Here is a 25,172-nt window from a genome sequence, read left to right as displayed (position 1 = left end):
TTATTCCTTACTTAAATAGATATCATTCCTTATTATGTCCTCATATGTTTCGCGTTTAAGGATTTCTGTGCAGTTCCCGTTATCCAAAAGTACCATCGCCGGTTTGCGGAACCGATTATAATTCGAAGACATAGAATAGTTATAAGCACCTGTAGTAAAGATACATATAATATCCCCTATTTCCACTTTTGGTAAGAGTATATTTTTTATTATTATATCACCGGATTCGCAAAATTTTCCTGCAATAGTATAGGTATTTGTTCCGGACAAAGATGCTTTGTTCGCTATTACGGCTTCGTATTTCGCATCATACATTAATGGTCTGGGATTATCTGCCATACCGCCATCAATAGCAATGTAAGTTCTAATTCCGGGTATGTCTTTTACGGAGCCGATTGTGTACAGTGTAATTCCAGCATTTGCTATAGTAGACCTTCCGGGTTCGATAATCAATTTAGGAAGCGGGTAGGCATATTCTATACAGAATTGCTGAAGGGTTTTACATATGGTTTCGGCAAAAAGTTCGATATCAGAAGGATCGTCTTCCTTCAGGTATTTGATGCCAAGTCCGCCACCAACGTTAATTTCCTGAAGTGAAAGTCCACAATTATTCCTGATATCAAGTGCTAATTCGCAAAGCTTTTTTGTTGCCACTTCAAATGGCTCGACATCGAAAATTTGTGATCCGATATGGGCATGTATCCCGACAATCGATATATGCTTACAGGTCAAAGCTTGTCGTATTACACTTACAACCTGGGGTTTATTGACACCGAATTTCGAATCAAGCTGTCCGGTTTGGATAAATTCATGGGTATGCGCGTCAACTTCCGGTGTTATTCGAAACAGGATCGAGACTGTTTTATTTTTAGCTGCGGCAATCTGTTCTATTCGTTCGAGTTCATATGTATTATCAACAACTATTCGTCCGACATTTGATTCAATTGCCAATTCCAGTTCATCTACAGCTTTATTGTTACCATGAAAATAGATTTTCTCCGGATTAACTCCGGCACGCAAAACTGTATAGAGTTCACCTCCGGAAACAACATCAAATCCAAAGCCTTCCTTATCAATTATCTGCGTTGTCGCTATAGTGCACAATGCTTTACTGGCAAAGAGCGGCAAGAAATTATCGTAATATTTACTGAAAGAAGTTTTGTACCTGTTGCAAAAATTCAAGATGGTTTCTTTATCAAGGACCCAGAGCGGAGATTGATACTTTTTAACGAGTTCCGAAAGATCGCAACCGCCAATTTCAAGGTGGCCTTTTTCATCGATTTTAGTTGTTACCGGTCTGTTTCCCATTTTTCTCATCCTTCAGCAGTTTATATTCTATACTATCAATTAATGCATTCCAACTGGCTTCTATGAGGTTTGTTCCTACTCCGACGGTGCCCCAGGAATCGCTTCCGTCTGTCGATTCTATCAACACTCTTACCAGTGCGCCTGTGCCTTCAGCGCTATCGAGCACACGGACCTTGTAGTCTGTAAGATGGAGAGTTTTTAATGAAGGGTAGATCGATTCAAGTGCTTTACGCAGTGCGTTATCTAAAGCGCTTACCGGTCCGTTACCTTCGGCGGCAGTATGATAGATTTTGTCATTAAAGCTAATCTTTATAGTCGCTTCAACTATTACTGCATCATCATGGTTCCGTTTTTCATCGATTACCCGAAACCCTTCTAATGTAAAAAACCTCTTATATAGTCCAAATGATCTTCGAAGTAAAAGCTCAAATGAGGCTTCTCCTTCTTCAAAGGTATACCCTTTATTTTCCATTTCTTTGATCTGCTTTATGAGTTCTTTGATCTGCGGATTGTTTTTGTCGATCTCAATGCCCAATGCTTGAGCTTTATAGACTAAGTTGCTGATGCCAGCCAGTTCAGAGATCGTGACATCCTGCTTGTTGCCTACCAGACGTGGGTCCATATGTTCATAAGATTCAGGGTTTTTCAGGACTGCATCGACGTGTATCCCGGCTTTATGTGCAAACGAATTTTTTCCGACAAAGGGAAGGCTGTCATTTGGTACCAGGTTTGCAATTTCAGAGATATGATGTGAAAGCCTAGTTAGCTGAGTAAGGTTGTTGCCATTTATACAGTCAATACCCATTTTTATTTTTAAAATAGGTATGATCGAACATATGTTGGCATTGCCGCAACGCTCTCCATATCCATTGAAAGTTCCTTGAACTTGGATTGCGCCATGCTGTATTGCCGTAATTGAGTTTGCAACGGCTAACTCTGAATCATTATGCGCATGTATCCCAATCGGAGTTTTAATCTGGGGTTTAATTTCTTCAATAATTTTCGCAATTTCAAACGGTAAGGTTCCTCCGTTTGTATCGCAAAGCACTAATACGTCCGCGCCTGCTTGCTGTGCTGCTCCTATCGCTTGGAGGGCATATGCAGGATTTTTTTTATAACCATCAAAAAAATGTTCGGCATCAAAAAAGACTTCCATTCTGGCATCTTTCAGAAACTTGATCGAGTCATAAATCAATTCGAGGTTTTCGTCTAGCGATATCTTAAGGATTTCTGTTGCGTGAAGGTCCCATGTTTTGCCGAAGATAGCCGCCGCCGGAACCTTCGCGTTAACAATTGCTTTAAGGTTTGGGTCACTTGCAGCCGGGTTTTTCGCCCTTCGTGTGCTGCCGAAAGCTACGAGTTTCGAATGATGCAGTTTTATATGCTGCATCGCTTGAAAGAATTGTGCTGCTTTGGGATTTGACGCAGGCCAGCCACCTTCGATATAATCAATCTCTATGCTGTCCAGCAGCTTGGCAATTTTAATTTTATCGTCGATAGTAAAAGAAATTCCTTTCCCTTGTTCTCCGTCGCGTAAGGTTGTATCAAATAGATAAACTTTATTGCCCATTATTATTCCCCAATCAGTTAGCATAAATCCTCAGATAGTTCATTTCACTATGATAGATGATTAGTATAAAATAGCCAATAGAATAAATAAGTTTACAGCAAAGAACTATGACACTTTATAACAATCAGAACCATCTTTTAAATTGTGTAAATTATAACAAACTTGTGTATAAAATAAAAGAAAGTTCTGAAAAATAAGTAAGCAGTGAACAGATAGAAATATTGGCTATATTGATTGTATAAATTTGGGTTATTTTGCTTGCCTAAAAATAAATATAAACATTTCTAAAAGTTTATCGATAATATTAAAAAGGAGATGAACCTCGATGGATATATCAGGACCCGCAAATGAATATTTTTTAAACCCGACATTAGGAAATACTAATGCCGGATTTACCGGCTTATCTAACGATCAGGTATTTTTTAACTCATCTCTTAAGAATAAACCTCTTGATCCTGCTAAGATGAACGAAGCCGTTGAAAAAAACGCAGTAAATTATTGGGACATGAAGGCAAACAACGTAACATATAATCAATCAGGGCTGTTGCTTTCACAGAATCCCGTAAGTTCGTTACAGCCATCTTTTAACCTTTCAGATCAGAATGACCTTTTAGGTCAGCAAGTAAACTACAATGCTATGTCAACTAGGTTTTTAGAGAAATATTATGATATTGGTAAGTCTTCTGAACAAGATAAAAATATCGATAAATCTGCTTAAAGCTTCATTGGCCCAGGCTAATTTATTGGAAATATTGCTATAAAATTAAAAACCCCTGTCAGCTTGCTGCAGGGGTTTTTTGTTGCGCCCAGCATGGGCGCTTTTTTGTTGGTGAAAGTCCCATACGGAGGTTGAGATGTCGGCAGGTGAACTAATCACCTGCCTCCTGCTCGATTACTAGCCTAAGAAGGAATAGACTTCCTTAAATGTTTTCGGCTACAAGATTTCCCATTTCTTCACATCCGACAAGCTTTTTGCCTGTTTCCATGATATCCCCTGTCCGGTAGCCTTGTGCCAGTACATTGGTAATTGCCTTTTCGATATGTTTTGCCTCTGTTTCCAGCGTAAAGGAATATCTGAGCATCATTGCCACAGAAAGAATGGTCGCTAACGGATTGGCTTTGTCTTGCCCGGCTATATCGGGTGCTGATCCGTGAATCGGTTCATAGAGAGCAGGTTTGCTATTGCCAAGTGAGGCCGATGGAAGCATTCCGATAGAACCGGTGATCATCGAAGCCTCGTCGGAGAGAATGTCTCCAAACAGGTTCGAAGTAACAATAACATCGAACTGTCCTGGATTTCTGACAAGTTGCATTGCTGCATTATCGACATACATGTGCGATAACTCAACTGCAGGATAGTTTTTTGAGACTTCTATCACGACGTCTCTCCATAATTGAGAAACATCGAGCACATTTGCTTTATCAACAGAGCATAGTTTTTTCCCTCGTTGCATGGCTATTTCGAAAGATAGCTTAGTTACTCGGCGTATTTCGCTTTCTGAGTACATCATTGTATTATAGGCAACTCTTTCGCCATTCCGGATTTCTTCACCCTTAGGGACCCCGAAATAAACACCGCTTGTGAGCTCTCGTACTACCATAATATCGATGCCTTTTCCGATGACTTCAGGTTTTAAGTAGGATGCTGTTTTAAGTTCTTCAAAAAGAAAGGCCGGACGCAAGTTTGCAAATACATCTAATTCTTTTCTTATTCCAAGAAGTCCTCGTTCAGGACGAATTGATTTTTCAATAGAGTCCCATTTCGGACCACCTACAGCACCAAGGAGGACTGCATCTGATTTTTTGCATTTCTCGATAGTTTCTTGAGGGAGTGGAGTATTGAAAGCATCAATTGCCGCACCACCAATCAGGGCATTTGTCGTTGTGAAGGTATGCTTGTATTGAATCTCAATTTTCTTAAGCACTTTTAATGCTTGTTTTATAATTTCAGGTCCGATTCCATCGCCTGGTAATACACATAGCTTTATATTCATCCACGGGCTCCTTCGAGAAAGTTTGTTTTATATGTTTTCTTTTTTAGCGTATTCAAAAATATCTCCGGCCTCGATTATCCCGATAACATCGCCAAGAGAATTAAGTTGGAAAATTTTATTGTCTGATTGTCTTGTTATCGTGTTTTTTTCTAAGTCGATTTCAGCCAAATCTCCGGTTTTGAACTCGGATTTTAAGTCGTGATCGGTTTCAATCGGAACAAGGTAGCCGCCATTAATAGAATTTCTGTAGAATATACGAGCATAAAAGTTGGCTATTACTACTTCAACGCCGGCTTCTCTTATGGCAAGCGGGGCATGTTCTCGGCTTGATCCGCAGCCGAAGTTCTTACCCCCAATAATTATTTTGTATTCAGAGGAAAAACCTTCTTTAATAAATGGTACATTTCCTTCTGGTAATCCTGACTGGTCACTTGGCACACCACTCAGTGCGAACTTTCCAAAATATTTACGCTCTTCAGGAATCGATGGATTATAGCTTAAATAATTAGCAGGAATGATTTGGTCGGTATCGATATCATCACCTAGAATAAAAACCTTACCTTTAATTGTTGATTTCATTTGGTTCCTCCGTATCAGGGATTCTTCATAAAAGTAATCCAGAGAATCGTTCAATTATCTTTAATAATCTACAAATATTTAATCGGATCGGTAATGTATCCGTTTAGTGCTGTTGCCGCCACCGTATATGGAGAAGCCAGATAAACTGAGGAATCTTTTGACCCCATTCTTCCAGGGAAATTCCTATTCGTCGTCGAGATGACAACTTCATCTGACTGCGTTCTTCCAAATGTATCAACCGGTCCGCCTAAACATGCAGCACAAGATGCCGGACCAATCAGGCAGCCGGCTTCTTTAAATATTTCCATAAGGTTTCTGCCGGCAATTTTAACGCTGTTCATTTGTTGTTCAACTTTTATTGTCGAGGGTATTACATAGGTCTCTATTGCTACTTTTTTGTTATTTAAAATAGATGCGGCGGCAATGAAATCTGTGATCTTACCGCCGGTGCAAGAACCTATGTATGCTCTGGTTATTTTAACATCTTTACAGTTATTAACTAATATCTTTTTATCAGGAGAGTGCGGTGCTGCAACGCAGGGCTCAAGTTTTGAGACATCATATACTTTTACCATGCTGTACTGTGCATCAGGATCACTTTTATATGCCGTAAACGGAGCATTTGTTTTTGTTTTAATGTATTCTATGGTTTTGATGTCCGGAGCGATAATTCCATTTTTTCCGCCAGCTTCAATTGCCATGTTGCATATCGTCATTCGTTCGTCGATAGAGAGGTTTTCGATGGTTTCTCCTTCGAATTCCATTGCTTTGTAGGTAGCCCCATCAACACCGATATCACCGATAATATGGAGGATTAAGTCTTTTGCCATGAGATTTTTTGGCATTTTGCCGTTGAGGATAAACTTGATCGATTGTGGGACTTTGAGCCAGGTTTTTCCCGTACCCAAAGTAAACGCTGCGTCAGTATTTCCCACTCCAGTAGCAAAAGCTCCAAGAGCACCATGCGTACAGGTGTGAGAATCAGTTCCCAGTATAACTTCGCCGGGTCTTACGTGACCTTCTTCAGGGAGGGTAACGTGACACACTCCACTGTAGCTGTTTGTTCCAGGGTCGTAAAAATGTTTTATTTTTTGTCTTTTAACAAAATCACGAAGTATGTCAATATTTCTCAGAGATTTTTCATCTTTGGTGAAAATATAATGGTCAGGGATGATAATCACGTTTTCTTTGTCAAAAACGGGAGTGGTTTTCCCGAATTTTTCTTCAAATATGCCAATTGTTCCTGGACCACAAACATCATGGGTCATGAGTACGTGTACATTGACCCATACATTTTCACCAGGAATCACAGATGGCTTTCCCGCAGCTTTCGCTAGTATTTTTTCTGTGATGGTCATTCCCATGGTAAAAGCTCCATTCTGTCAAATAATCAGTAGTAATATATTAAACAAGAAATTCTTTTAAATCAAGTTACCTAAATTTGAGAGGGTCGATATGCATATTCAGAATTCTCTGAAAGCAATTATCTTATTATAAGCACAAATACTATACACTATTTGCCTGAAAATTACAAACGCAAACAGCAGCTTTTGCTTAGGAGCATGGCGGGTGACGTCATTGATTTATCTCATAAGTGCGACAATTTTTTCTGTTAAGGAATGAGGTGTGAATGGTTTTCGGATATAGTCGTTTATTCCCCATAGATGTATATCTTTTATGACTAACTCGTTTATATGAGCAGATGCGAGAATAATCGGAATATGACACGTTTCTGGTGCCGTTCTTATTGATATGCAGGCGTCAATACCATTCCCGTTTGGCATTTTAAGATCCATTATTATCAAGTCAGGATTTGCTTTAATGGCTCTTTCAATACCGTCATAAGCATTTTCTGCGGTAATGACTTCGTATCCGTCATTTTGTAGACTGCTCCCTATAAACCTTAGAATATATGGGGAATCGTCGACCAAAAGAATTTTCTTTGCCATAGTTTATTTCCCTTTTCATCGTATTGGTGATCAATATGTTACATAACAGTTTAGATGCCAACCGGGAGTGCTTGATCGTTTGAGTGCTTGATACTAATTAACAAATGGCTTAGAACGGCCAGGACAAGTTAGTAACTTGTTGTTAAGTGCATGATATTTAGTGCATATGCACATATTTATGTGCAACTTTAGATGGGTTATCCCATTGAGTCTTGTCATGTCTAATGAACTTGGGCTTAGCGGTTTATATTCTGGTTCAGGGCCATTACTCTCAGTTGTTCCCTGATAGAGGGCAGTAATCTTGTTCCATTGTACTTTATGAACTTAAAGTTGTGAATGAATAATTTATGGAAATATCACCATCATAGCAATATTCATATTATTTATAGATAATACAGCTCTTCAATTTGAAGAGCTGTATTATCGAAATTACTATTAATGAAATCTATTTTTTTAACCAGCTCATCATTGAACGAAGTTTTTCTCCAACCTCTTCAATAAGATGTGCTTTGCCTATTCTTCTCTTAGCATTTAGGACTGGTTGTCCTGCAAGATTTTCAAGGATGAATTCTTTTGCGAATTCGCCATTCTGAATTCGGGTTAAGGCTTCTTTCATGTGAGCTTTTACGTCAGCAGTAATAATTTTAGGACCAACTGTAAAATCGCCGTATTCAGCTGTATTACTTATAGAATGTCTCATTTTTGCCATGCCGCCTTCGTACATAAGATCGACAATAAGCTTGAGTTCGTGTAAGCATTCAAAGTAAGCAATTTCAGGTTGATATCCAGCTTCAACTAATGTTTCAAACCCTGCTTGGACTAACGCTGTTGTTCCTCCGCATAGGACTGTCTGCTCTCCAAAAAGATCGGTTTCTGTTTCTTCTTTAAACGAAGTCTCTAATACTCCGCCTCGAGTACCGCCAATTCCTTTTGCATAGGCGAGAGCGATATCCTTAGCTTTGCCTGAAGCATCCTGGTAAACAGCTATCAGGCAAGGGACTCCAGCGCCTTCAGTGTATACTCTTCTTACTAAATGGCCTGGTCCTTTTGGAGCAGCCATAACTACATCGACATCTTTCGGTGGGACAATCTGGTTATAATGGATATTAAACCCATGAGCAAAAGCCAGTATATTTCCAGCTTTTAGATTTGGAGCGATGCTGTTCTTATAGATAGATGCTGCTGATTCATCCGGAACAAGCATCATAATGAGGTCCGCTGCCGCAGCAGCTTTATCAGTATCCATAACTTTAAGTCCGGCGGACGTCGCTTTATCTCGAGATTGGGAGGTAGGAGACAATCCTACGATTACGTTAACTCCGCTTTCTTTTAAATTTAATGCGTGGGCATGGCCTTGACTTCCAAAACCAATAATTGCTACGGTTTTGTTTTTTAATAAATCCAAATTCGCGTCTTGATCATAATACATCTTAACTGCCATAATTTTTCTCTCCTTCATTTTTTTTTATAAAGCTAATAATAGCTACTTCATTCCTCTGTTGAGAGCAATTTTTCCGGTCCTGACGATTTCAATGATACCGAACTTTTTAAATAAATCTATCAGTGCTTCGATTTTACCTTCACTGCCGGTTGTCTCAAGTGTAATCGATTTTGCAGCGACATCAACAACTTTTGCCCTAAAAATGTCTGCTATTTCTAATATTTCTGATCGAGATTGAGAACTGGACGAAACTTTAATTAAGACAAGCTCTCTTTCGACGAAATCTTGTGCTGCGGTCAGATCGATAATCTTTATTACGTCTATGAGCTTATTGAGCTGTTTGGTAATCTGTTCAAGAATTATATCATCGCCTTTTACCACGATTGTCATCCTTGATATAGATGTGTCGGTTGTTGGCCCAACTGCAAGGCTGTCAATGTTGTAACCTCTACGGCTAAATAATCCTGCTACTCGCGCGAGAACTCCGGGCTTGTTTTCAACTAAAATTGAAAGTACATGTCTCATAGGTATGTCCCTTTCTTGCTTTCTTCTAAGATCATTTTGTTCAATACTCCGCCAGCTGGTACCATAGGGAAAACATTTTCACCTCTGGCCGTCCTGAAGTCTACTATTACCGGACCGTTATGGGAGAAAGCTTTTTCTAACGTTTTTCTAACTTCTGACGGTTTGTCACAGTACAGGCCGAGTATCCCGTAGGCATCTGCCAGTTTGACAAAATCAGGCTGCATACCTTCAAGGTTGGTAAATGAGTAACGTTCTTTATAGAATAGCTGTTGCCATTGACGAACCATGCCAAGATGCTGATTATTAAGTATGATTATTTTTACCGGCAAATTATAATAAGCTGCCGTTGATAATTCTTGTATGTTCATTTGAATACTGCCGTCACCCGCAATATCGATAACTAATTTGCCGGGATTGGCAACTTGTGCTCCAATTGCAGCAGGGAATCCGTAACCCATTGTTCCAAGCCCGCCTGATGATGCGAAGGTCCTGGGCTTTGTATAATCAATGTATTGAGCCGCCCACATCTGGTTCTCTCCGACTTCAGTTGTAATAATTGCGGTGTCATCTATTAGCTTGTTTATCTCCTGAACAACAAATTGAGGTTTAATAACGTCGGCACTGTACTCGTAAGCCAATGGATAACTTATTTTTAGTCCGCTAACATGGCTTAGCCAGTCTTTCTTGTTTTCAGTAAGATCAAGCGCTTCTTCTTTGATTTTGGATATTAAATCATGGAGTACTGATTTAATATCTCCGACAATCGGAACATTTACCGGTACACATTTTCCAATTTCTGCCGGATCGATATCAATGTGTATTATTTTCGCATGTTTTCCAAACTCAGAGAGTTTTCCAGTAATTCTATCATCAAATCTCATTCCAATTGCGAGGATAAGGTCTGATTCGTATATTGAATAATTCGCATAGGCTGTTCCGTGCATCCCTGGCATTTTAAGGCTTAATGTATGTGTGTCAGGGAACGAGCCAAGGCCCATCAGTGTAACGGCAACAGGACTTTGGATCATTTCGGCAAATTCTAATAGCTCCGTTGAAGCCCCGGAAGCAATAACTCCCCCTCCGGCAAGTATGACCGGTTTTTTTGAAGATTGAATTAACGCTATTGCGTCTTTAATCTGCTTTGGATTTCCTTTATAAGTAGGTTTATAACTTTGAATGTTTGGCTCTGGCTCCGGGTTGTAATCAGCTTGCAGGAGCGTGACATCTTTCGGTATGTCAACGAGCACTGGTCCGGGCCGTCCTGACCGTGCAATATAAAAAGCTTCTTTTATTGTACGCGCAAGGTCTTCTACATCTTTTACGAGATAGTTATGCTTGGTGATCGGGAGTGTAATCCCTGTCATATCTGCTTCTTGAAAGGCGTCTTTGCCAATAAACGGAGTGCCCACTTGCCCGGTAAACGCCACCATTGGGATAGAGTCCATATATGCTGTAGCTATTCCAGTTACTAAATTCGTAGCACCTGGACCAGATGTAGCCAGACAGACACCTACTTTGCCGCTGGAACGTGCATAGCCGTCTGCTGCATGGGCAGCGGCCTGTTCATGGCGGACGAGGTAGTGTTTTATATCGCTATCGTATAATTCGTCATAAATTTCAAGTACAGACCCGCCGGGATAGCCGAAAATGTGCTCAACATTTTCCGCTTTTAATGATTCTATAAATATTTTTGCGCCCTTATATTTCATAACCGAATATCCCCTTTATGGTTGTCGTAGCACAGCCCCTGTGTTCGCAGAGGTAACAAGAGAAGCATATCGTCCGATAACTCCGTCTTTAATCGGACATTCCGGATGCTGTACTTGTTGTAATCGTTCTTGTATTTCGCTATCACTTAATTTAACATTCAGTGTTTTTTCCTTGATATTAATAGAAATAATATCTCCGTTTCTTATTGCCGCGATCGGTCCATTTTCTTTGGCCTCCGGCGATACATGTCCAATCGACGCCCCGCGTGTTGCGCCTGAGAACCGTCCGTCGGTTATTAAAGCAACATCTTTGTCGAGTTCCATTCCTGCTATCACTGCTGTTGGCGTGAGCATTTCGCGCATGCCAGGGCCACCTTTTGGTCCCTCATAACGGATAATAACAACGTCGCCTTTTACTATTTTCCGGTCGAGAATAGCTTTAACTGCCTCCTCTTCGGAATTAAATACTTTTGCCGGACCTTCGTGTATAAGCATGGCATTATCTACTGCTGCAGCCTTAACCACAGATCCGTCGGGAGCAAGGTTTCCGAAAAGAGCTACCAGTCCACCTGTTTGATGATAGGCATTTTCCAGCGGTCTAATGACATCTGTATTAAATGTTTTAACGTTGGAAATGTTTTCCTCAATGGTTTTCCCAGTGACGGTCAAACAGTCAATGTTAATGATGTTTTTTCTGCTTAGTTCTTTCACTAATGCGGGGATGCCTCCGGCAGTATCAAGATCTTGTATATGGTAATGTCCTGCGGGACTAAGAGAACAAAGGTGAGGGGTAGTTTCGCTTACCTCGTTAATGGCTTTCATCGAGATTTCTATTCCTGCTTCGTGGGCTATCGCGGGCAAATGAAGTGCAGTATTTGTAGAACAACCCAGTGCCATATCTACTGTAAGTGCGTTTTGAAAAGCTTTTTTCGTAAGTATGTCACGTGGCTTGATATTTTTTTCAAGAAGTTCCATGATTTTCATGCCTGAGTGTTTTGCTAATCGAATTCGGTCTGCATAGACTGCCGGAATAGTTCCATTACCAGGAAGAGCTATTCCTAAAGATTCAACGAGGCAATTCATGGAATTCGCAGTAAACATTCCCGAGCAAGAACCGCATCCTGGACAGGCTTTCTGTTCTATTTCGCAAAGTTCGGTATCTGATATTTTCCCGACGCTATGTGCGCCGACAGCTTCAAATACGTTATCAAGCCCTATGTTTTTCCCTTTGTAATTACCGGCAAGCATAGGTCCTCCGGAAATTACTATGGCCGGAATATTTACCCTTGCAGCTGCCATTAGCATGCCGGGAATAATCTTGTCGCAGTTCGGGACCAATACGATAGCATCGAACGCATGTGCGTTAGCAACGATCTCAACAGAATCAGCAATGATTTCTCTGGATACCAGGGAATACTTCATCCCTTTATGACCCATGGCAATCCCGTCACAAACCCCGATTGTTGAGAATTCTACCGGCGTTCCGCCAGCCATTCTGATGCCGGTTTTTACCGCCTCAACGATTTTATCAAGATGAATGTGCCCCGGAATGATTTCATTAGCTGAATTAGCTATCCCGATCAAAGGACGTCTGATCTCTTCATCTGTATATCCCATAGCATAGAAAAGTGACCGGTGTGGAGCTTTCTCCGGTCCTTTTTTTACTATATCACTTCTCATAATCCCCACCTCTTTTATTGCCAAAATATTTGTTTGAAACGTGGTTTGTGGTTCCCATGAAATCTATTATAGATAATTTAAATCGAAAAATATTTATTCGAAAAGGAAAATAAGAAAAAGTATAGTATATTCAATAATGTTCGTCAATTGCCTAGAAACATTCTGAATAAATCTCCTGTTTAATTTTTTGAAAAATTTACCTGATGAAATTTATAATAATATATTACGATAAAAACTATGAATATCATGTAAAATTCATTTTTTATCATCTTAAATATATGAGAATTATAATTAAAGAAAGCGGACATTATGAAGAAAAAAATAATTCATCTAAATAAGTTGAATCAAATAAGGGTACTCGGAGAACAATCCTACGCAAAGGATTTTTATGTTTTTGTTGATAAGCACTATAGAGATCTTGATAGTAAGACTTTAGAAAATCTTATCAAGCTGGAGCCTTTTATTTATGACTTTAATCGAAAATTCACATCATTTTTGGATATAAATAAAAAAGCTCCTCTTGAAACGAATAGCAAGTTTTATAATAGATTAGAAGAAATATATGCTGGGATTATTGACCATGCAGATAATTTTGAAAGCCTTGTGTTCTGGCTTTTAGAACAACGAGTTGAGAGACCTGGGCAGTTAATATTCCCTTTTAAACCTTATAATGATGATTATGACCGTATTTCTAGGGGATTAGAAGTCTTAACGAGTCTCATTAAGACTATTGAACTTGAGAGCAAAGAAGTCTATGAAAGATTACTCGAACATGTAAGAACTATTTTGATGCCTACTATTAATGAGGAATTAAATCAGCTGGCTAAGAGATTAGCCGATGAGTTACTGGTAGTACTTGATAAGAATAATCCAGTGCCGATGAAGGAACTAAAAGAGAAAATTGCCGGCTTAAATAAAATGTTAAAAGACGAATTTATCGGGACGAACAATTTCCTTTTGATAAACCAGTATGTTAAAACAATTAATGAAAGATACAAGCTTGATTTGCCGTTATTAGAAAAAGGTAAGCAGCCGGAGTTTATTCGTATACACGCCTTTGAATGCATTACAAAACTTCAATTGCGAAATGAGAAAGCGATTAAATTAGCACTACAGTTCATGAATGGGTTTGAGTCAGAAATAGTAAGGAAAGAGGCAGCGAATGTTCTTCAACGGAGCATGAAAGAAGTGAAACAATATTTCTATAAATGCATAAAACTGGAACCTGACTATAAACAGAAACTCATTATTTCGGCCAAACATGACGAGATATTTGGTAATGTAAATGCAGATGAGTTAGTTAATATCCTTGGTTATGATTATAATGAAGCCCTTCATGAACTTAACAGTATTTTAAACAATAATACCATTAACCTAAGCGGGTTTCTCCGGTCAGCTTATCTGAAAATGTCTACAAAGCCTTTAAATAAAAAAGATTTTCCCAGTAAATATTCAGCGGAACTGTTTAAGAAATTAGAGGAAAAAGGGTATGTTGAGCTTGTCGGCAATAAAAAAGATAAAATCATAGTAACCGAAAAAGTTGGGTTGGAATATAGCTCTTTTGGTAATGAACTGGAAGAAATATTTAACCAAATCATTACATTGAAAACAAATAATGCACATATACTACAAGATAGCGCTGTTATATATTGGGAGACCCCCAAAATGAGCGATATTAAAGATATCAAAGAAAGATTGTTTGAACATTACGAGATTCAAAGAATTCAGCAAATAAAACATTTCAGCAAAGTTAATGCTAGTATTAACAATTTTAAAGATTTTATTGAAGGTATAAGTCCGGGTACATTTGAAAACCTTTTTCAAAAATGGGGAATAGAAGCAATTGTAGCCTGGGCAGTCTCTGATTATGAAAAAGAGGAAAGACTTTTTCAGCTTATAGTTCAGACGGCGATTGATAATGTTCAAAGTATTGGTAAGTCAAGCCAGGTTTCGATGAACGATATTATCTCGATATTGCTCCAAGAGCCAGATGCTAAAAATCTCATCGGAAAGTTCATGGAACTTCTCTTAAATTCTAAAATATCTTTTAGTTATGAAATTTTTCGTTCTTTATTGCAAGTTGTCGCCCAACGGGAGCTGCAATTACGAGGGGGAGCAAAAATCGTTGATGGGTTCCAACTTAAGATGGTATCCTTTACCGATGAGAATGTCTTTGAGCATAATGAGAGTAAAGTTCAAGGTAAATTTCCACTCAATGACCCGGATCTGTTTAGGCCAATATACGTTTTTCTTATAACTGCACTTAACCTCAAATTAATTGAAATACCACCGAGTGCTTTTGTTGAGACAGATATTAGTTTTTTTATAAACTCGCTGGCTCTTCATAAAAAACGAGATTTGGGATATAAAATGTATCTCGCGCACAAGCTTATTGAGAGCATCCCGCATTCCATAGTATGGAATAAACATGAGAATTTTATCAGGAAAACGATAGCTGATTTGGACGGAGATTTTTCTGAGGAAAACACTTTAATTCACTATTTGCGCATAAAAATACACCGATATCCATCAAAGGTGGACTTGCCGTATTGTTTAACTATTCTTGAAGGGTTATCATCGCAAAACACTGAACAGCTATTAGAAGAGCTGAAGCAGTTAATGAAAGGTGTAGGAGAAAAAGCTATACCTGACCTGGAGAACTTTTTTAATCAAAATAGCAATAAACTTAAAGAATGGGGAGCAGCATTAAACCTGTTCAAAGATTATTACCCGAATGTTGCCTGGCAAGATATTGCGGAGCAACCGGACCTAAAAGAGAAAATTAAGCTGGCGGCAGGAAACAATGGGGTGGCACATAAAGTAATAGAGGCATTGGTTAACCTTGCCAATGGACTTGCTAATCATTGGACATATAGAGCGAACGAAGACTTTATTAAATCACAATTTAATAATGAAAACTGGATTGTTTGGCAGCAATCAGATTTGCGTACACAATTGCGCATGGTAAGAGAAAGGCGAGAAAGTATTGCGACTAATTTGTTTCGTTACGATGAGAATCTTTCTCCTTATGAATATATTTTTTTGAAACGGCATGTTGCGATGACAGACTGGGAATTCCAGGTGTTCGGTTTTTGGCCTGTCTACAAAGAACGGAAATTCGAACTTTATAATAATGATAGGCAATTAGCTCTCTTAGAGAGAAAATTACTAGAAGAGTCTGTCGCGAAAATTACTGCAAAGAACGACATAGAGTCATTCGGGGTTTTTATCAAAGAGCCGGAAATAAATTTATTACCTTTATTAAGAGAGAATATGAAATGTCTTGCTGACATAATGGTTCATGCCTCCGATGAGGGACTTGCACCATCTCAGGTTTTTATTGATGCAATTGATATTTTGAAAAAAGATCAATTAACGGTTTCTCAGCTTCGGGATATTGTTCGTATGCTTTCTAATCGGGAACTCTATAATATTGATTCGTTTTTAGCCGGAACGTTTGCAGACCTCCCTTCAAAAGTAGCGAAAATACTTGGAAAGGATAATTTAGATTACGGCGTTAACGATCTTAAAACTATTGATAACTCATTATTTTATCACCATATTCAAGAGAAAATGATTGGTGATTTCAGGGCCACAGCCCATCCTCTCCCGCTTTTAGAAATGCAAATAAACAATATGCAAGAGTTGCTTAACGAAATTATTCTCTCTGCTCGAGGAAACAATTTGAGTATCGAATCTATGGCGATTTTTCCCGAAGGAGTTCGTCCGGGGCGTGAAGACTCTCCAATCAGTAGAGGGACTAAGGCGAATAACCTTTTTCACTCTCTGGAAAATGGGCTTAATGTGCCTCCATTTATTAACTTGAGCACTAATTTTTTTGCTTCCCGGCGTGAGTTGCTGGACCCCCAAAATCATAATCTTCTAAAGAATGAACTTATTGAGCATCTGTTAAAACTGGAAGAAAAAACTTCGCAGTTATTCCCATTTAAGAAAGAAAAATTAACTGAAGAACAATGGAATTTAATACAAGATCGCAGAAGTAGCTTTAAATTTGATATCTCAAAGGCTCGAGAGCTCGTAATATCTGTAAGAAGTGGATCATATTTTTCAATGCCGGGTATTTTAGGTACGATCATCAATGTAGGCTTCGATGATATTGCGATGCTGAATAAGTCAGGCAATACTCCTGAACAGGTCCATTTTACTCTGGATAGCTATCGAATGTTCTTGACGACCTTCGGGAATGTTGTGTTCAACATTGACGAAACAGAATTTTCTAAAAAAATTGATGAATTTAAGCAACAGTGTTCGCAAGGACTAAAAAGGTCAGCAAAATGGAAAGATCTGACTAATGAAGATTTAATGAGATTGATAAATGAATTCAAAGTTATCATTGAAAAAGCTAATCAAAAAACCGAACGGAAAAACGAATTAATACTGGATTGGGACGACCCATTGAGTCTGGTGGCACATGGAGTGAGAGGCGTGAGAGAATCCTGGGATACTGCGCCTGCAATCAGACTTCGGGAACAGACGAATGTTTCTGGTGATTGGGGTACCCCGGTGACTTTGCAGGTTATGAAGTTTGGCAATTTAAATGCGGAGTCTTTTAGTGCAATTTTTGTCGCTGAAGCTGACAAAACTGTTGGTGATGTTTTGTTTGGCCGTGCTGGAGAAGATATTGCATCTGGTCTGGCATCAAAAGGAATTCCTTTTGAATATCTAGAGAAGATATCCCCTACACTTTTTTATCAGATCAAAGATATGATAAAAAACGTAAAGGAAAATCTTGGTGGTATGGGTGTTGATATCGAGATCGTCGGAGAATACGATCCTAACAAAAAGCAGTACGATGTTTTTCTCTTACAAGATAGGCAGCTTGGCGGAGGGAAAAAGGGAGAAAGCGAAGATTTTGAGATCAATCCCTCTCCAAATGACAAACCAGTTACCAAGGGAAAGGGTATCGTCGGTGGAGCTCAGCATAATGTTTGTGTTGACGGTACTGTACCTTATGACGAGTTGCTTAAAACGGTTCAGCATGTTCGAGAAACCCTTGATACGGATAGTAACTATATAGGAAAAAATATTAAGATTCACTTATTGATGGAATACGTTACCCCGGAAGAAGCATTAAAAATTAATATTCCGGGAGTTGACGGAATATGGACTTCAAAAATAGGAACTTCAAGTCATGCATCAATCTCTGCAAGGCGAAAAGGAATTATGTTTTTGAGCGAAGTACAAATGAAAAAAGAAAATAGTTCTTGGACTATCGGGAACGGGCATATAAATTTAGCTACTGTGAACAACTTTGATGTTTTTACTACTGTCGGAAATTCTCCGATTTATGGCGGGAATATTTTCAAAGGAGAAATTCCACTTAAAAATCGTAAAAAACAAGAAGTCGACGAAGAAAACTAACAGGGGATATCCGAGGCTATTACTTTATACCAAAAGTAAGGGTTTTTTTATCTTGTGGCAACGTGAAGCTATGCAATCTTCCAATTCTTAATCTTGTTCCATAGAAAGCTGCTTTAATTAATTTTTTTTTCATACTATAATTTTTATCAGCAAATCAATAACATTATCGCTTGATATTGTCGGGAAATCTACCCTGGTTTCATAAATAAAAAAGTAAAAAGGTTAATTATGACGAGAATATTACTTGTTAATGACGACGGAATCAAAGCTCATGGAATTAGGGCGTTGTATGAAGTAGCGAAAGAATTCGGAGAAATAGTAATTGTGGCACCGCTTGAGCAGCAAAGTGCTACGTCTCATTCGATAACCATAGAAAAGCCGCTTGTCTATGAAAAGGTGGATTTTGATGGCAAGGTGGTGGCCGCATATGCAGTTAACGGAACTCCGGTTGATTGTGTGAAAATAGCTTTAAATATTATTTTGGAAGCAAAACCGGATATCGTTTTATCCGGTATAAACTGGGGGGCTAATCTCGGCGCCAGCGTTATTTATTCCGGGACAGTAGGTGCAGCCTTGGAGGCCAGTTTTCATGATCTGCCTGCGATTGCTTTTTCCCTTAAATCTGAAAAAAAAGAGGATTATACCTTTGCCCAAAAAGTCGTCAGAGAAATTCTTCGAACCTTCAAAATGAACGAATCATTTCATCCCGGAGTATTGAATGTTAATATCCCTTACATAAAAGAAAAAGATTTTAAAGGTTATCGTGTAACCCATCAAACTAATTCTTCCTGGCACGAAGAGTATATTATAAAAACATCTAATACCGGGGAGAGATTTCATGTGTTATCCGGCGAATTATTACCGATAAGTGATGATAAAAATGGCGATATTCTCGCACTGACCAACAACTATGTCTCCATTACGCCCATTACCCCTGATTTTACCGACTATAAGAGCCTGGAAAAATTAAAAGAGGTTTTCTGAATTGCACAGATCACTAAAGATCGCGATTATTCCATCATCCAATCCAATTCTGGAATGCATGGAGTTAGCTCTTCGTGACTTGGGCGTATCCCTTCTGGCTATCTCTGTCGTCAAAGAGAATAATTCCTTTGTAATCAACAATAGCGAAATAGAAAAATTAGTTCAGTTTAAACCGGACTTTGTTTTTTTTATTGCAAGGACAGGCTTGCTGCCCATAAATCGAGAAGGAGGGTTAACCAATCATCTCCTTGATGAACTTCAAATCCGTTATGTTATTTTCTATTTCGATTTTCCTCGCTGTATGCCTCAGCTTTGTGCGTATTCTCATAACTTTCTCCAGCATATCTTCACATGGGATAGGACCCATGTTGATATTTTTAAATATTATGGTTTTTCCCGGGTATCATTTCTTCCGCTCGCTTATTCTACTCAATACTTTAGTGCTCCTGCTAGTAGAGAAAAAACCTATGATATTTGCTTTATCGGATTTTTGTTCCCCCCCAAAGATATTACACAATTTTATAATTCGCTGAATGCAAGGTTAAAGCGAAAAGCTGATGAACTTCTAAACAAAAAAATTAAAGAGGAAGCCTATAAAATATTTGTGCTGGACAATATGCTTGCTTCAGAGCAATTGGATCAATTTACTCATTATTTTAATTACATAAACTATCGATACAATAATTATAAGAGAAAATCCTACATCTCTTATCTCTCGAAATCTAAAGATGTCCACGTGTTCGGGGACGAGCTTTGGCGCGAAGTAGCTGGCATAACAGTACATAGTCCGGTAAATTATAAAGAGGCTATTGTTTCAGTATTTGCGAACTCAAAGATCAATCTTAATTTTACTTCGGCGCATAATACTACTGCACTAACCCAACGCATCTTTGATTGCTTTGGAAGTGGCGAGTTTTTGCTTAGCGATCGCCAGGACGATAATGCGTATCTCTTTTCCGTAGATAATATAGAAATCCCAACATTTTCCTCAAAATCAGACCTGGTGGATAAGGTGAATTATTTTTTATCTCATCCGGAAGAAAGATTTGAGATTGTACAAAGAACCCAGAAGGTCGTTTTGGAAAAACATACCTGGGAATGCAGGATGAAGACAGCCTTAGATATCCTTCTGAAAAACTAAGGCTTATTTTCCCATTTATAATAAATCAGTTTTCATGTAAAATTGAATTGTAATTCAAAAAAATGTTCTAGCTAAGCAAATTTTAAGTATGGGAAATTGGGAAAGGATCTGACAATGGTTGTAGATAATCAAAAAATTACCTCATTACTCAATAACAAGCACTTCTGGAAGGTGCAGGAGATGTTGGTGAGCGAAAAGAATGCATTGAAAGATCAGCAGGAAATAGCCGCTATTCAGGCACGGATTGACGAAGTTTTTACGTTAATCAAGAAACAGGCGGAGACAAATAGTATGCCTGCTAAGTTAACCTTTGGAACTTCCGGGTGGAGGGCTATCATTGGAGAGGATTATACTGTATCGAATGTTGAGCGTGTTACCCAAGCGGTCGTTGATATGATGAAAACCGACGAGTTTCTTAAAGAAATCGGTGTAACTTCCTTCGAAGAAGTCCAGTCGATGGGCGGGCTCCTTGGATTCGATTCCAGGTTTATGGGGCATGAGTTCGCAACCGCAGCAGCTCAGGTGCTCGCCGGGAACGGGATAAAAATATACTACGCTGGTATGGCTACGACGCCGGAATTATCGGCTGCAGTTGTCGAGCTCAAGTGTGCCTTTTCTATTAACCTTACCCCAAGCCATAACCCATTCCAGTGGGCCGGATACAAATTTAATCCTTCTGACGGCGGTCCTGCAGGGCCGAACCTGACGGAAATTATCGAACAGAAGTATTCCCTGATTTTAGAAACTGCTAAGGTAATTGGCGACAAGCATTTTGCCTGGCAACAGGTTGATACAATCGACCTGTATAAACAATTTTTATTGAAAAGGAATAGCGTTGTCATCCTGGATGATTTGGTCAAAAAAATTAACAATAGCGATATCTTTCTGGCCTTTGATAATGTAAATGGTGCTACGAGAGGCAGGCTTGAACGGCTTCTTAATGGCGTTGATCCAAGAAAAATATCATATTTACGAACAAACACCGATTACCTTTTCGGTGGAGTGAAACCGGAACCATCCTCTGGGAATATGCAGCTGGTGATGAATGAACTTAAGCTTCATAGCAACAAGTTTAAGATTGGCGCGATAATGGACCCCGACGGAGATAGGGTGCGAGTGACTGACGGGGTGGAAGAGATCGAAATGAATTTTTTTGGCGCAATGGTGCTGTACTATCTCCATAAAGTAAAGGGTTTACAAGGAATCCTGGCCAAATCAGTCGCAACCTCGAATTTCGCAAATGCCGTAGCTGATCGTTTTGGTTTGGAAATAAGGGAGACTGCAGTCGGGTTCAAGGAGTTTCGTCCTTACCTTAAGGAAGATGCGAGGGAGAAAGCTATCGTTGCCTTCGAAGAGAGCGATGGCATTACCATGCAAAATCACACACTGGAAAAAGATGCCCTTATCGGTGCACTTCTGGCGATTATGATGGTCATAGATATAGGGAAAAGCTTGTCCGAAATTCGAAAAGAAGTACAGGATTTTGCTGGGACCTATTATCCGGGACGTGGCGGGAAGGAAGTCGATCGGTCGCTATCCGGCTTACCGCTTCAGGAGAAGCTTAGATTGTTGAATAAATACAAACCAGGGAAAACAGTTTTGGTAGATTCTAAAGAAAAAACAATTAAAAAAGATCTGACGCTCGATGGTTATAAATTTGTATTTGAAGATAATAGCTGGCTGCTGATCAGACCATCGGGAACAGAGCCTAAAGTCAGGTTTTATGTGGAAGGGCGCTCAGAAGCTGAAATGGAAAAGTTATTTCATACGGCCGAACATCTTCTTTCCGAGTGTCTTTCATCCTGAAATCATATGATTAAAAAAATTGATCACATCAATATAAGCGTAACGAATTTGGAATCGGCAACGGCATTTTTTTGTCAGCTGGGATTTTCTATTGAGCGGGAGCGAGTCCTGGAAGGTGAATGGATTGATCGAGTCGTTGGTATGGAAAACGTCAAAGCAGCGTTTGTAAGCCTTTGTTTGCCAGGAGCAGAGACCAAGATTGAGTTGCTTCAGTATATTTCTCCGAAAGGCGAGAGCAATCCGGAGATTGACAAGGCGAGTCAAATTGGTTTTAGACATGTCGCTTTTTCTGTTGATGATGTGCAGGAGTTGTACGATCAGCTAAAAGAAAAGAACATTAATTTTTTTAGTAATATCCAGACCAATCCATATGGAAAGAAAATGTGTTATTTTCATGGTCCGGATAATATTATTTTAGAGTTGGCAGAATTCTAACGTAATGTGAAAGTCTATGCATTTTTTATGATATGGTGTAGTATGAAGTCATGAATTTTAACAACAGTTTATTTGCGTTTATAAAAATAGTAGTTATCCTTATTACTATTTCGCTCATCAGTTCCTGCAGCTCGAAGAGCAATACGAATACCTTTTCTGTCTTCAAGAATACCATCCCCTCAAAAGAAAAGATGAATACTAATGGCAGCTTGATTATGACCCTGGCAGGAGATCCGACATACTTTAATCCTATATTATATACTGATAGCGAGTCTGGTTCGGTTGTAGGGCTCTTATTTAACGGGTTGATCAAAGTAAACGAAGACTTGGCGATAGTGCCCGATCTTGCTGAAAAATGGGAAACAAAGAACAATGGTAAAGAGTGGATTTTCCATCTGAAAAAAGGCGTTCTTTTCCATGACGGGATAGAGTTGACTGCTGATGATGTTGTCTATACCTTCCAGAAAATACTTGACACAACAACCAATACCGTGCGAAGAAGCGACTATGTAATCAATGGGAAACCGATTGCCTTTAAGAAAATAGATAAGTATACAGTTAGGTGCGTGCTTCCAGAGACGTTCGCACCCTTTCTTTTGAGCATGGGTATGGGTATTATTCCAAAACATTTGCTTGAAAAAGAGAACATCAACACTGCGGATTTTAATCGTAATCCTATCGGTACAGGGCCTTTTAAGTTCAAAACTTATAAAACTGCAGATAATGTTTTATTAGTCAGGAACGACACTTATTTTGGCAGAAAACCGTTGCTGGCGAAAATATATTTTAAGATTATTAGCGAGGCAAATGTTCGTTTGATTGCACTGCGAAAAGGTGAGATCGATTATGCTACGGTCCCACCCAAAGATTTTGAAAAAATTAAAGCAGAAAATAAAGTTAATGTGTTTGTTTATGATCAGCTTGCCTATACCTACCTAGGGTATAACTACCGTAAACCACCGTTTTCTGATGTTCGTGTTAGACAGGCAATTGCCTATGCTGTTGATAAAAGATGGCTTATTAAATCAATCATGAAAGATCTTGCTACTCCTGTTTACAGCCCATCGCATCCTCTTTTATGGTCGCATAATGATAATGTGAACAAATTTCTTTATAGTCCTGAGAAAGCAAAACAATTATTGAGTCAGGCTGGATGGAAGTTAAGTAATGGTATTTTGAAAAAAGACGGCAAGCCATTTGTTTTTGATATTTATATGTCCAAAGGCAGCACTACTGCCGAGAAAGCTGCCACCAAAATCCAGCAAGACCTGAAGAAAATGGGGATTACCATGAATTTGCGGGTTTTGGAGTGGAGTTCGTTGCTAAAAATTATTAATGCCCCAAAAGATCCGAAAGGGTATGATGCAGTTATGATGGCGTGGAGCCTCGGTCTTGATCCTGATAGCTATGGGATATGGCATTCTTCGGAATACCCTAAAGGATTTAATCATAACGGGTATAAGAACAAAGAAGTTGATAAACTCTTGGTGAAAGGGCGGCAAGTAATTGACCAGGCTGCTCGCAAGAAGGTATATGCTCGTATTTATGATTTGATCGCACAGGATCAACCTTACCTGTTCTTGTGGTCACCCAAAGATGTTGCCGGAGTATCAAGAAGAGTTGGCGGCTTATCAAAACCAGGACCCGCCGGATTATTTGTTAATATCGAAGATGTATTTGTTACGAAATGATAAAAGATATCCTTGTTAAGCGATTGCTACTTCTTTTTCCACTACTGCTTGGAATTACCTTAATATCTTATTTTCTCATGGTACTGGCACCTGGAGATCCTTCTTCCATGATGCTTGATCCTAAAATCAAACCCGCTGATTTAGTAAGAATTAAAGAAAACCTTGGACTCAACAAGCCGGTTATCGTGCAGTACTTTTATTGGTTAAAAAATGTTACCCAAGGTAATTTCGGCTATTCCTATATTAATGGACGTCCTGTTTTCCAGGTAATAGTTGAAAGATTGCCTGCTACCTTGATCCTTATGTCCGCGAGCTTATTTCTCACTTTAATCCTAACCGTGCCATTAGGAATTCTTGCCGCAGTCTATAACCGGAAACATATCGATAATGTGATAACAATTTTTACCTTTGTTGGTATGTCGATTCCTGCCTTTTGGCTTGGATTAATGTCCATCCTGTTTTTTTCCCTGATTTTAGGCTGGTTTCCTTCTTCCGGCATGCTTGATCCCATGAGGATCAATGATTCTATTATTGACCGGATCAAAGATATTTCGCTTCATTTAATACTACCTCTATTAACGATGACAGTCGGTAATCTGGCAGGCCTTACGAAATATATGAAGACAGGAATGCTTAATGTTCTGAATCAAGATTATATTTTAGCCGCACGATCCAGGGGGTTCAGTGAGTTTTTTATCCTTTGGAAATATGCATTCAAAAATGCGATTTTGCCAATTATAACGATTCTCGGATTATCATTGCCTAATCTTGTTGGCGGTTCTTTTATCATAGAATATATTTTTGCCTGGCCTGGAATGGGGCGGTTAGGGGTAGACTCTATTTTTATGCGCGATTTTCCGGTAATAATGGGCATTATTTTGGTATCCTCCGCCCTTATTATTTTAGGAAATTTGTTGGCAGACATTTCTTATTATTTAGTTGACCCGAGAATCTCTTATACAAAGAGAAGTTAAACGG

Annotated in this window: 18 protein-coding genes; 8 read left to right on the top strand and 10 right to left on the bottom strand. The window is 39.1% G+C overall.

Annotation, left to right across the window (positions count from 1 at the left end; all coding sequences use genetic code 11):
* A complete protein-coding gene (gene lysA / locus DKM50_06530) occupies positions 1 to 1,308 on the bottom strand; it encodes a diaminopimelate decarboxylase (GenBank protein ID PZM79833.1) in 1,308 nt (435 codons plus the stop codon).
* Entirely contained in the window at positions 1,283 to 2,878 is a 1,596-nt protein-coding gene (locus DKM50_06525) for a citramalate synthase (protein ID PZM79832.1), read from the bottom strand. Before DKM50_06525 ends, lysA begins: the two co-directional genes overlap by 26 nt.
* A gap of 325 nt (positions 2,879 to 3,203) precedes the next feature.
* Between DKM50_06525 and DKM50_06520 the strand changes: the two genes are divergently transcribed.
* A complete protein-coding gene (locus DKM50_06520) occupies positions 3,204 to 3,596 on the top strand; it encodes a hypothetical protein (GenBank protein PZM79831.1) in 393 nt (130 codons plus the stop codon).
* A gap of 202 nt (positions 3,597 to 3,798) precedes the next feature.
* Here the strand turns inward: DKM50_06520 and leuB are convergent, their stop codons facing one another.
* The 8 genes from leuB to ilvD form a co-directional block, all read right to left on the bottom strand.
* A complete protein-coding gene (gene leuB, locus DKM50_06515; protein PZM79830.1) occupies positions 3,799 to 4,872 on the bottom strand; it encodes a 3-isopropylmalate dehydrogenase in 1,074 nt (357 codons plus the stop codon).
* Between the two features lie 27 nt (positions 4,873 to 4,899).
* The gene (locus tag DKM50_06510; protein ID PZM79829.1) at positions 4,900 to 5,451 is read right to left on the bottom strand and encodes a 3-isopropylmalate dehydratase; all 552 of its coding nucleotides are present in this window, start codon (positions 5,449 to 5,451) and stop codon (positions 4,900 to 4,902) included.
* A 68-nt stretch (positions 5,452 to 5,519) separates the two neighbouring features.
* On the bottom strand, positions 5,520 to 6,815 hold the full coding sequence (locus tag DKM50_06505; GenBank protein PZM79828.1) for a 3-isopropylmalate dehydratase: 1,296 nt from the start codon (positions 6,813 to 6,815) through the stop codon (positions 5,520 to 5,522).
* 219 nt (positions 6,816 to 7,034) lie between these two features.
* Positions 7,035 to 7,400 (bottom strand): hypothetical protein, encoded by a 366-nt coding sequence (locus DKM50_06500; protein PZM79827.1) that lies wholly within the window; start codon positions 7,398 to 7,400, stop codon positions 7,035 to 7,037.
* Positions 7,401 to 7,845: 445 nt separating this feature from the next.
* The gene (locus DKM50_06495) at positions 7,846 to 8,829 is read right to left on the bottom strand and encodes a ketol-acid reductoisomerase (GenBank protein PZM80020.1); all 984 of its coding nucleotides are present in this window, start codon (positions 8,827 to 8,829) and stop codon (positions 7,846 to 7,848) included.
* A 54-nt stretch (positions 8,830 to 8,883) separates the two neighbouring features.
* On the bottom strand, positions 8,884 to 9,366 hold the full coding sequence (locus DKM50_06490; protein ID PZM79826.1) for an acetolactate synthase small subunit: 483 nt from the start codon (positions 9,364 to 9,366) through the stop codon (positions 8,884 to 8,886).
* Positions 9,363 to 11,075 carry a biosynthetic-type acetolactate synthase large subunit gene (gene ilvB, locus DKM50_06485; protein ID PZM79825.1) on the bottom strand — a complete coding sequence of 571 codons (1,713 nt, stop codon included), beginning with the start codon at positions 11,073 to 11,075 and terminating at the stop codon, positions 9,363 to 9,365. Before ilvB ends, DKM50_06490 begins: the two co-directional genes overlap by 4 nt.
* A 15-nt stretch (positions 11,076 to 11,090) precedes the next feature.
* A complete protein-coding gene (gene ilvD, locus DKM50_06480) occupies positions 11,091 to 12,755 on the bottom strand; it encodes a dihydroxy-acid dehydratase (protein PZM79824.1) in 1,665 nt (554 codons plus the stop codon).
* A gap of 309 nt (positions 12,756 to 13,064) precedes the next feature.
* Here ilvD and DKM50_06475 point away from each other — a divergent pair, with 309 nt between their 5' ends.
* The 7 genes from DKM50_06475 to DKM50_06445 all read left to right on the top strand — a co-directional run bounded on the left by DKM50_06475 (position 13,065) and on the right by DKM50_06445 (position 25,168).
* On the top strand, positions 13,065 to 18,137 hold the full coding sequence (locus DKM50_06475; protein PZM79823.1) for a hypothetical protein: 5,073 nt from the start codon (positions 13,065 to 13,067) through the stop codon (positions 18,135 to 18,137).
* 228 nt (positions 18,138 to 18,365) lie between these two features.
* Entirely contained in the window at positions 18,366 to 19,121 is a 756-nt protein-coding gene (gene surE / locus DKM50_06470; GenBank protein ID PZM79822.1) for a 5'/3'-nucleotidase SurE, read from the top strand.
* A gap of 1 nt (position 19,122) precedes the next feature.
* On the top strand, positions 19,123 to 20,262 hold the full coding sequence (locus DKM50_06465) for a hypothetical protein (GenBank protein PZM79821.1): 1,140 nt from the start codon (positions 19,123 to 19,125) through the stop codon (positions 20,260 to 20,262).
* A gap of 114 nt (positions 20,263 to 20,376) precedes the next feature.
* A complete protein-coding gene (locus DKM50_06460; protein ID PZM79820.1) occupies positions 20,377 to 22,068 on the top strand; it encodes a phosphomannomutase in 1,692 nt (563 codons plus the stop codon).
* Positions 22,069 to 22,074: 6 nt separating this feature from the next.
* Complete coding sequence (locus tag DKM50_06455; GenBank protein ID PZM79819.1) at positions 22,075 to 22,503, top strand: VOC family protein; 429 nt, start codon at positions 22,075 to 22,077, stop codon at positions 22,501 to 22,503.
* Positions 22,504 to 22,553: 50 nt separating this feature from the next.
* Entirely contained in the window at positions 22,554 to 24,194 is a 1,641-nt protein-coding gene (locus DKM50_06450) for a peptide-binding protein (GenBank protein ID PZM79818.1), read from the top strand.
* Complete coding sequence (locus DKM50_06445) at positions 24,191 to 25,168, top strand: hypothetical protein (protein PZM79817.1); 978 nt, start codon at positions 24,191 to 24,193, stop codon at positions 25,166 to 25,168. Before DKM50_06450 ends, DKM50_06445 begins: the two co-directional genes overlap by 4 nt.
* Positions 25,169 to 25,172: the final 4 nt, after the last annotated feature.

It is taken from the genome of Candidatus Margulisiibacteriota bacterium (genome assembly GCA_003242895.1).
Classification (GTDB): Bacteria; Margulisbacteria; Riflemargulisbacteria; order GWF2-39-127; family GWF2-39-127; genus GWF2-39-127.
The sequence above is the reverse complement of the archived record's forward strand: the minus strand, read 5'-3'. Positions and strand labels throughout refer to the sequence as shown.

Excerpts from the sequence above, each read along its gene's own strand:
- surE (PZM79822.1), top strand. The coding sequence starts at position 18,366 with ATGACGAGAATATTACTTGTTAATGACGACGGAATCAAAGCTCATGGA.
- DKM50_06455 (PZM79819.1), top strand. The coding sequence starts at position 22,075 with ATGATTAAAAAAATTGATCACATCAATATAAGCGTAACGAATTTGGAA.
- DKM50_06510 (PZM79829.1), bottom strand. The coding sequence starts at position 5,451 with ATGAAATCAACAATTAAAGGTAAGGTTTTTATTCTAGGTGATGATATC.
- DKM50_06445 (PZM79817.1), top strand. The coding sequence starts at position 24,191 with ATGATAAAAGATATCCTTGTTAAGCGATTGCTACTTCTTTTTCCACTA.
- lysA (PZM79833.1), bottom strand. The coding sequence starts at position 1,308 with ATGGGAAACAGACCGGTAACAACTAAAATCGATGAAAAAGGCCACCTT.
- DKM50_06525 (PZM79832.1), bottom strand. The coding sequence starts at position 2,878 with ATGGGCAATAAAGTTTATCTATTTGATACAACCTTACGCGACGGAGAA.
- DKM50_06460 (PZM79820.1), top strand. The coding sequence starts at position 20,377 with ATGGTTGTAGATAATCAAAAAATTACCTCATTACTCAATAACAAGCAC.
- ilvD (PZM79824.1), bottom strand. The coding sequence starts at position 12,755 with ATGAGAAGTGATATAGTAAAAAAAGGACCGGAGAAAGCTCCACACCGG.
- DKM50_06500 (PZM79827.1), bottom strand. The coding sequence starts at position 7,400 with ATGGCAAAGAAAATTCTTTTGGTCGACGATTCCCCATATATTCTAAGG.
- leuB (PZM79830.1), bottom strand. The coding sequence starts at position 4,872 with ATGAATATAAAGCTATGTGTATTACCAGGCGATGGAATCGGACCTGAA.
- DKM50_06505 (PZM79828.1), bottom strand. The coding sequence starts at position 6,815 with ATGGGAATGACCATCACAGAAAAAATACTAGCGAAAGCTGCGGGAAAG.
- DKM50_06490 (PZM79826.1), bottom strand. The coding sequence starts at position 9,366 with ATGAGACATGTACTTTCAATTTTAGTTGAAAACAAGCCCGGAGTTCTC.
- DKM50_06495 (PZM80020.1), bottom strand. The coding sequence starts at position 8,829 with ATGTATTATGATCAAGACGCGAATTTGGATTTATTAAAAAACAAAACC.
- DKM50_06450 (PZM79818.1), top strand. The coding sequence starts at position 22,554 with ATGAATTTTAACAACAGTTTATTTGCGTTTATAAAAATAGTAGTTATC.
- DKM50_06475 (PZM79823.1), top strand. The coding sequence starts at position 13,065 with ATGAAGAAAAAAATAATTCATCTAAATAAGTTGAATCAAATAAGGGTA.
- ilvB (PZM79825.1), bottom strand. The coding sequence starts at position 11,075 with ATGAAATATAAGGGCGCAAAAATATTTATAGAATCATTAAAAGCGGAA.
- DKM50_06520 (PZM79831.1), top strand. The coding sequence starts at position 3,204 with ATGGATATATCAGGACCCGCAAATGAATATTTTTTAAACCCGACATTA.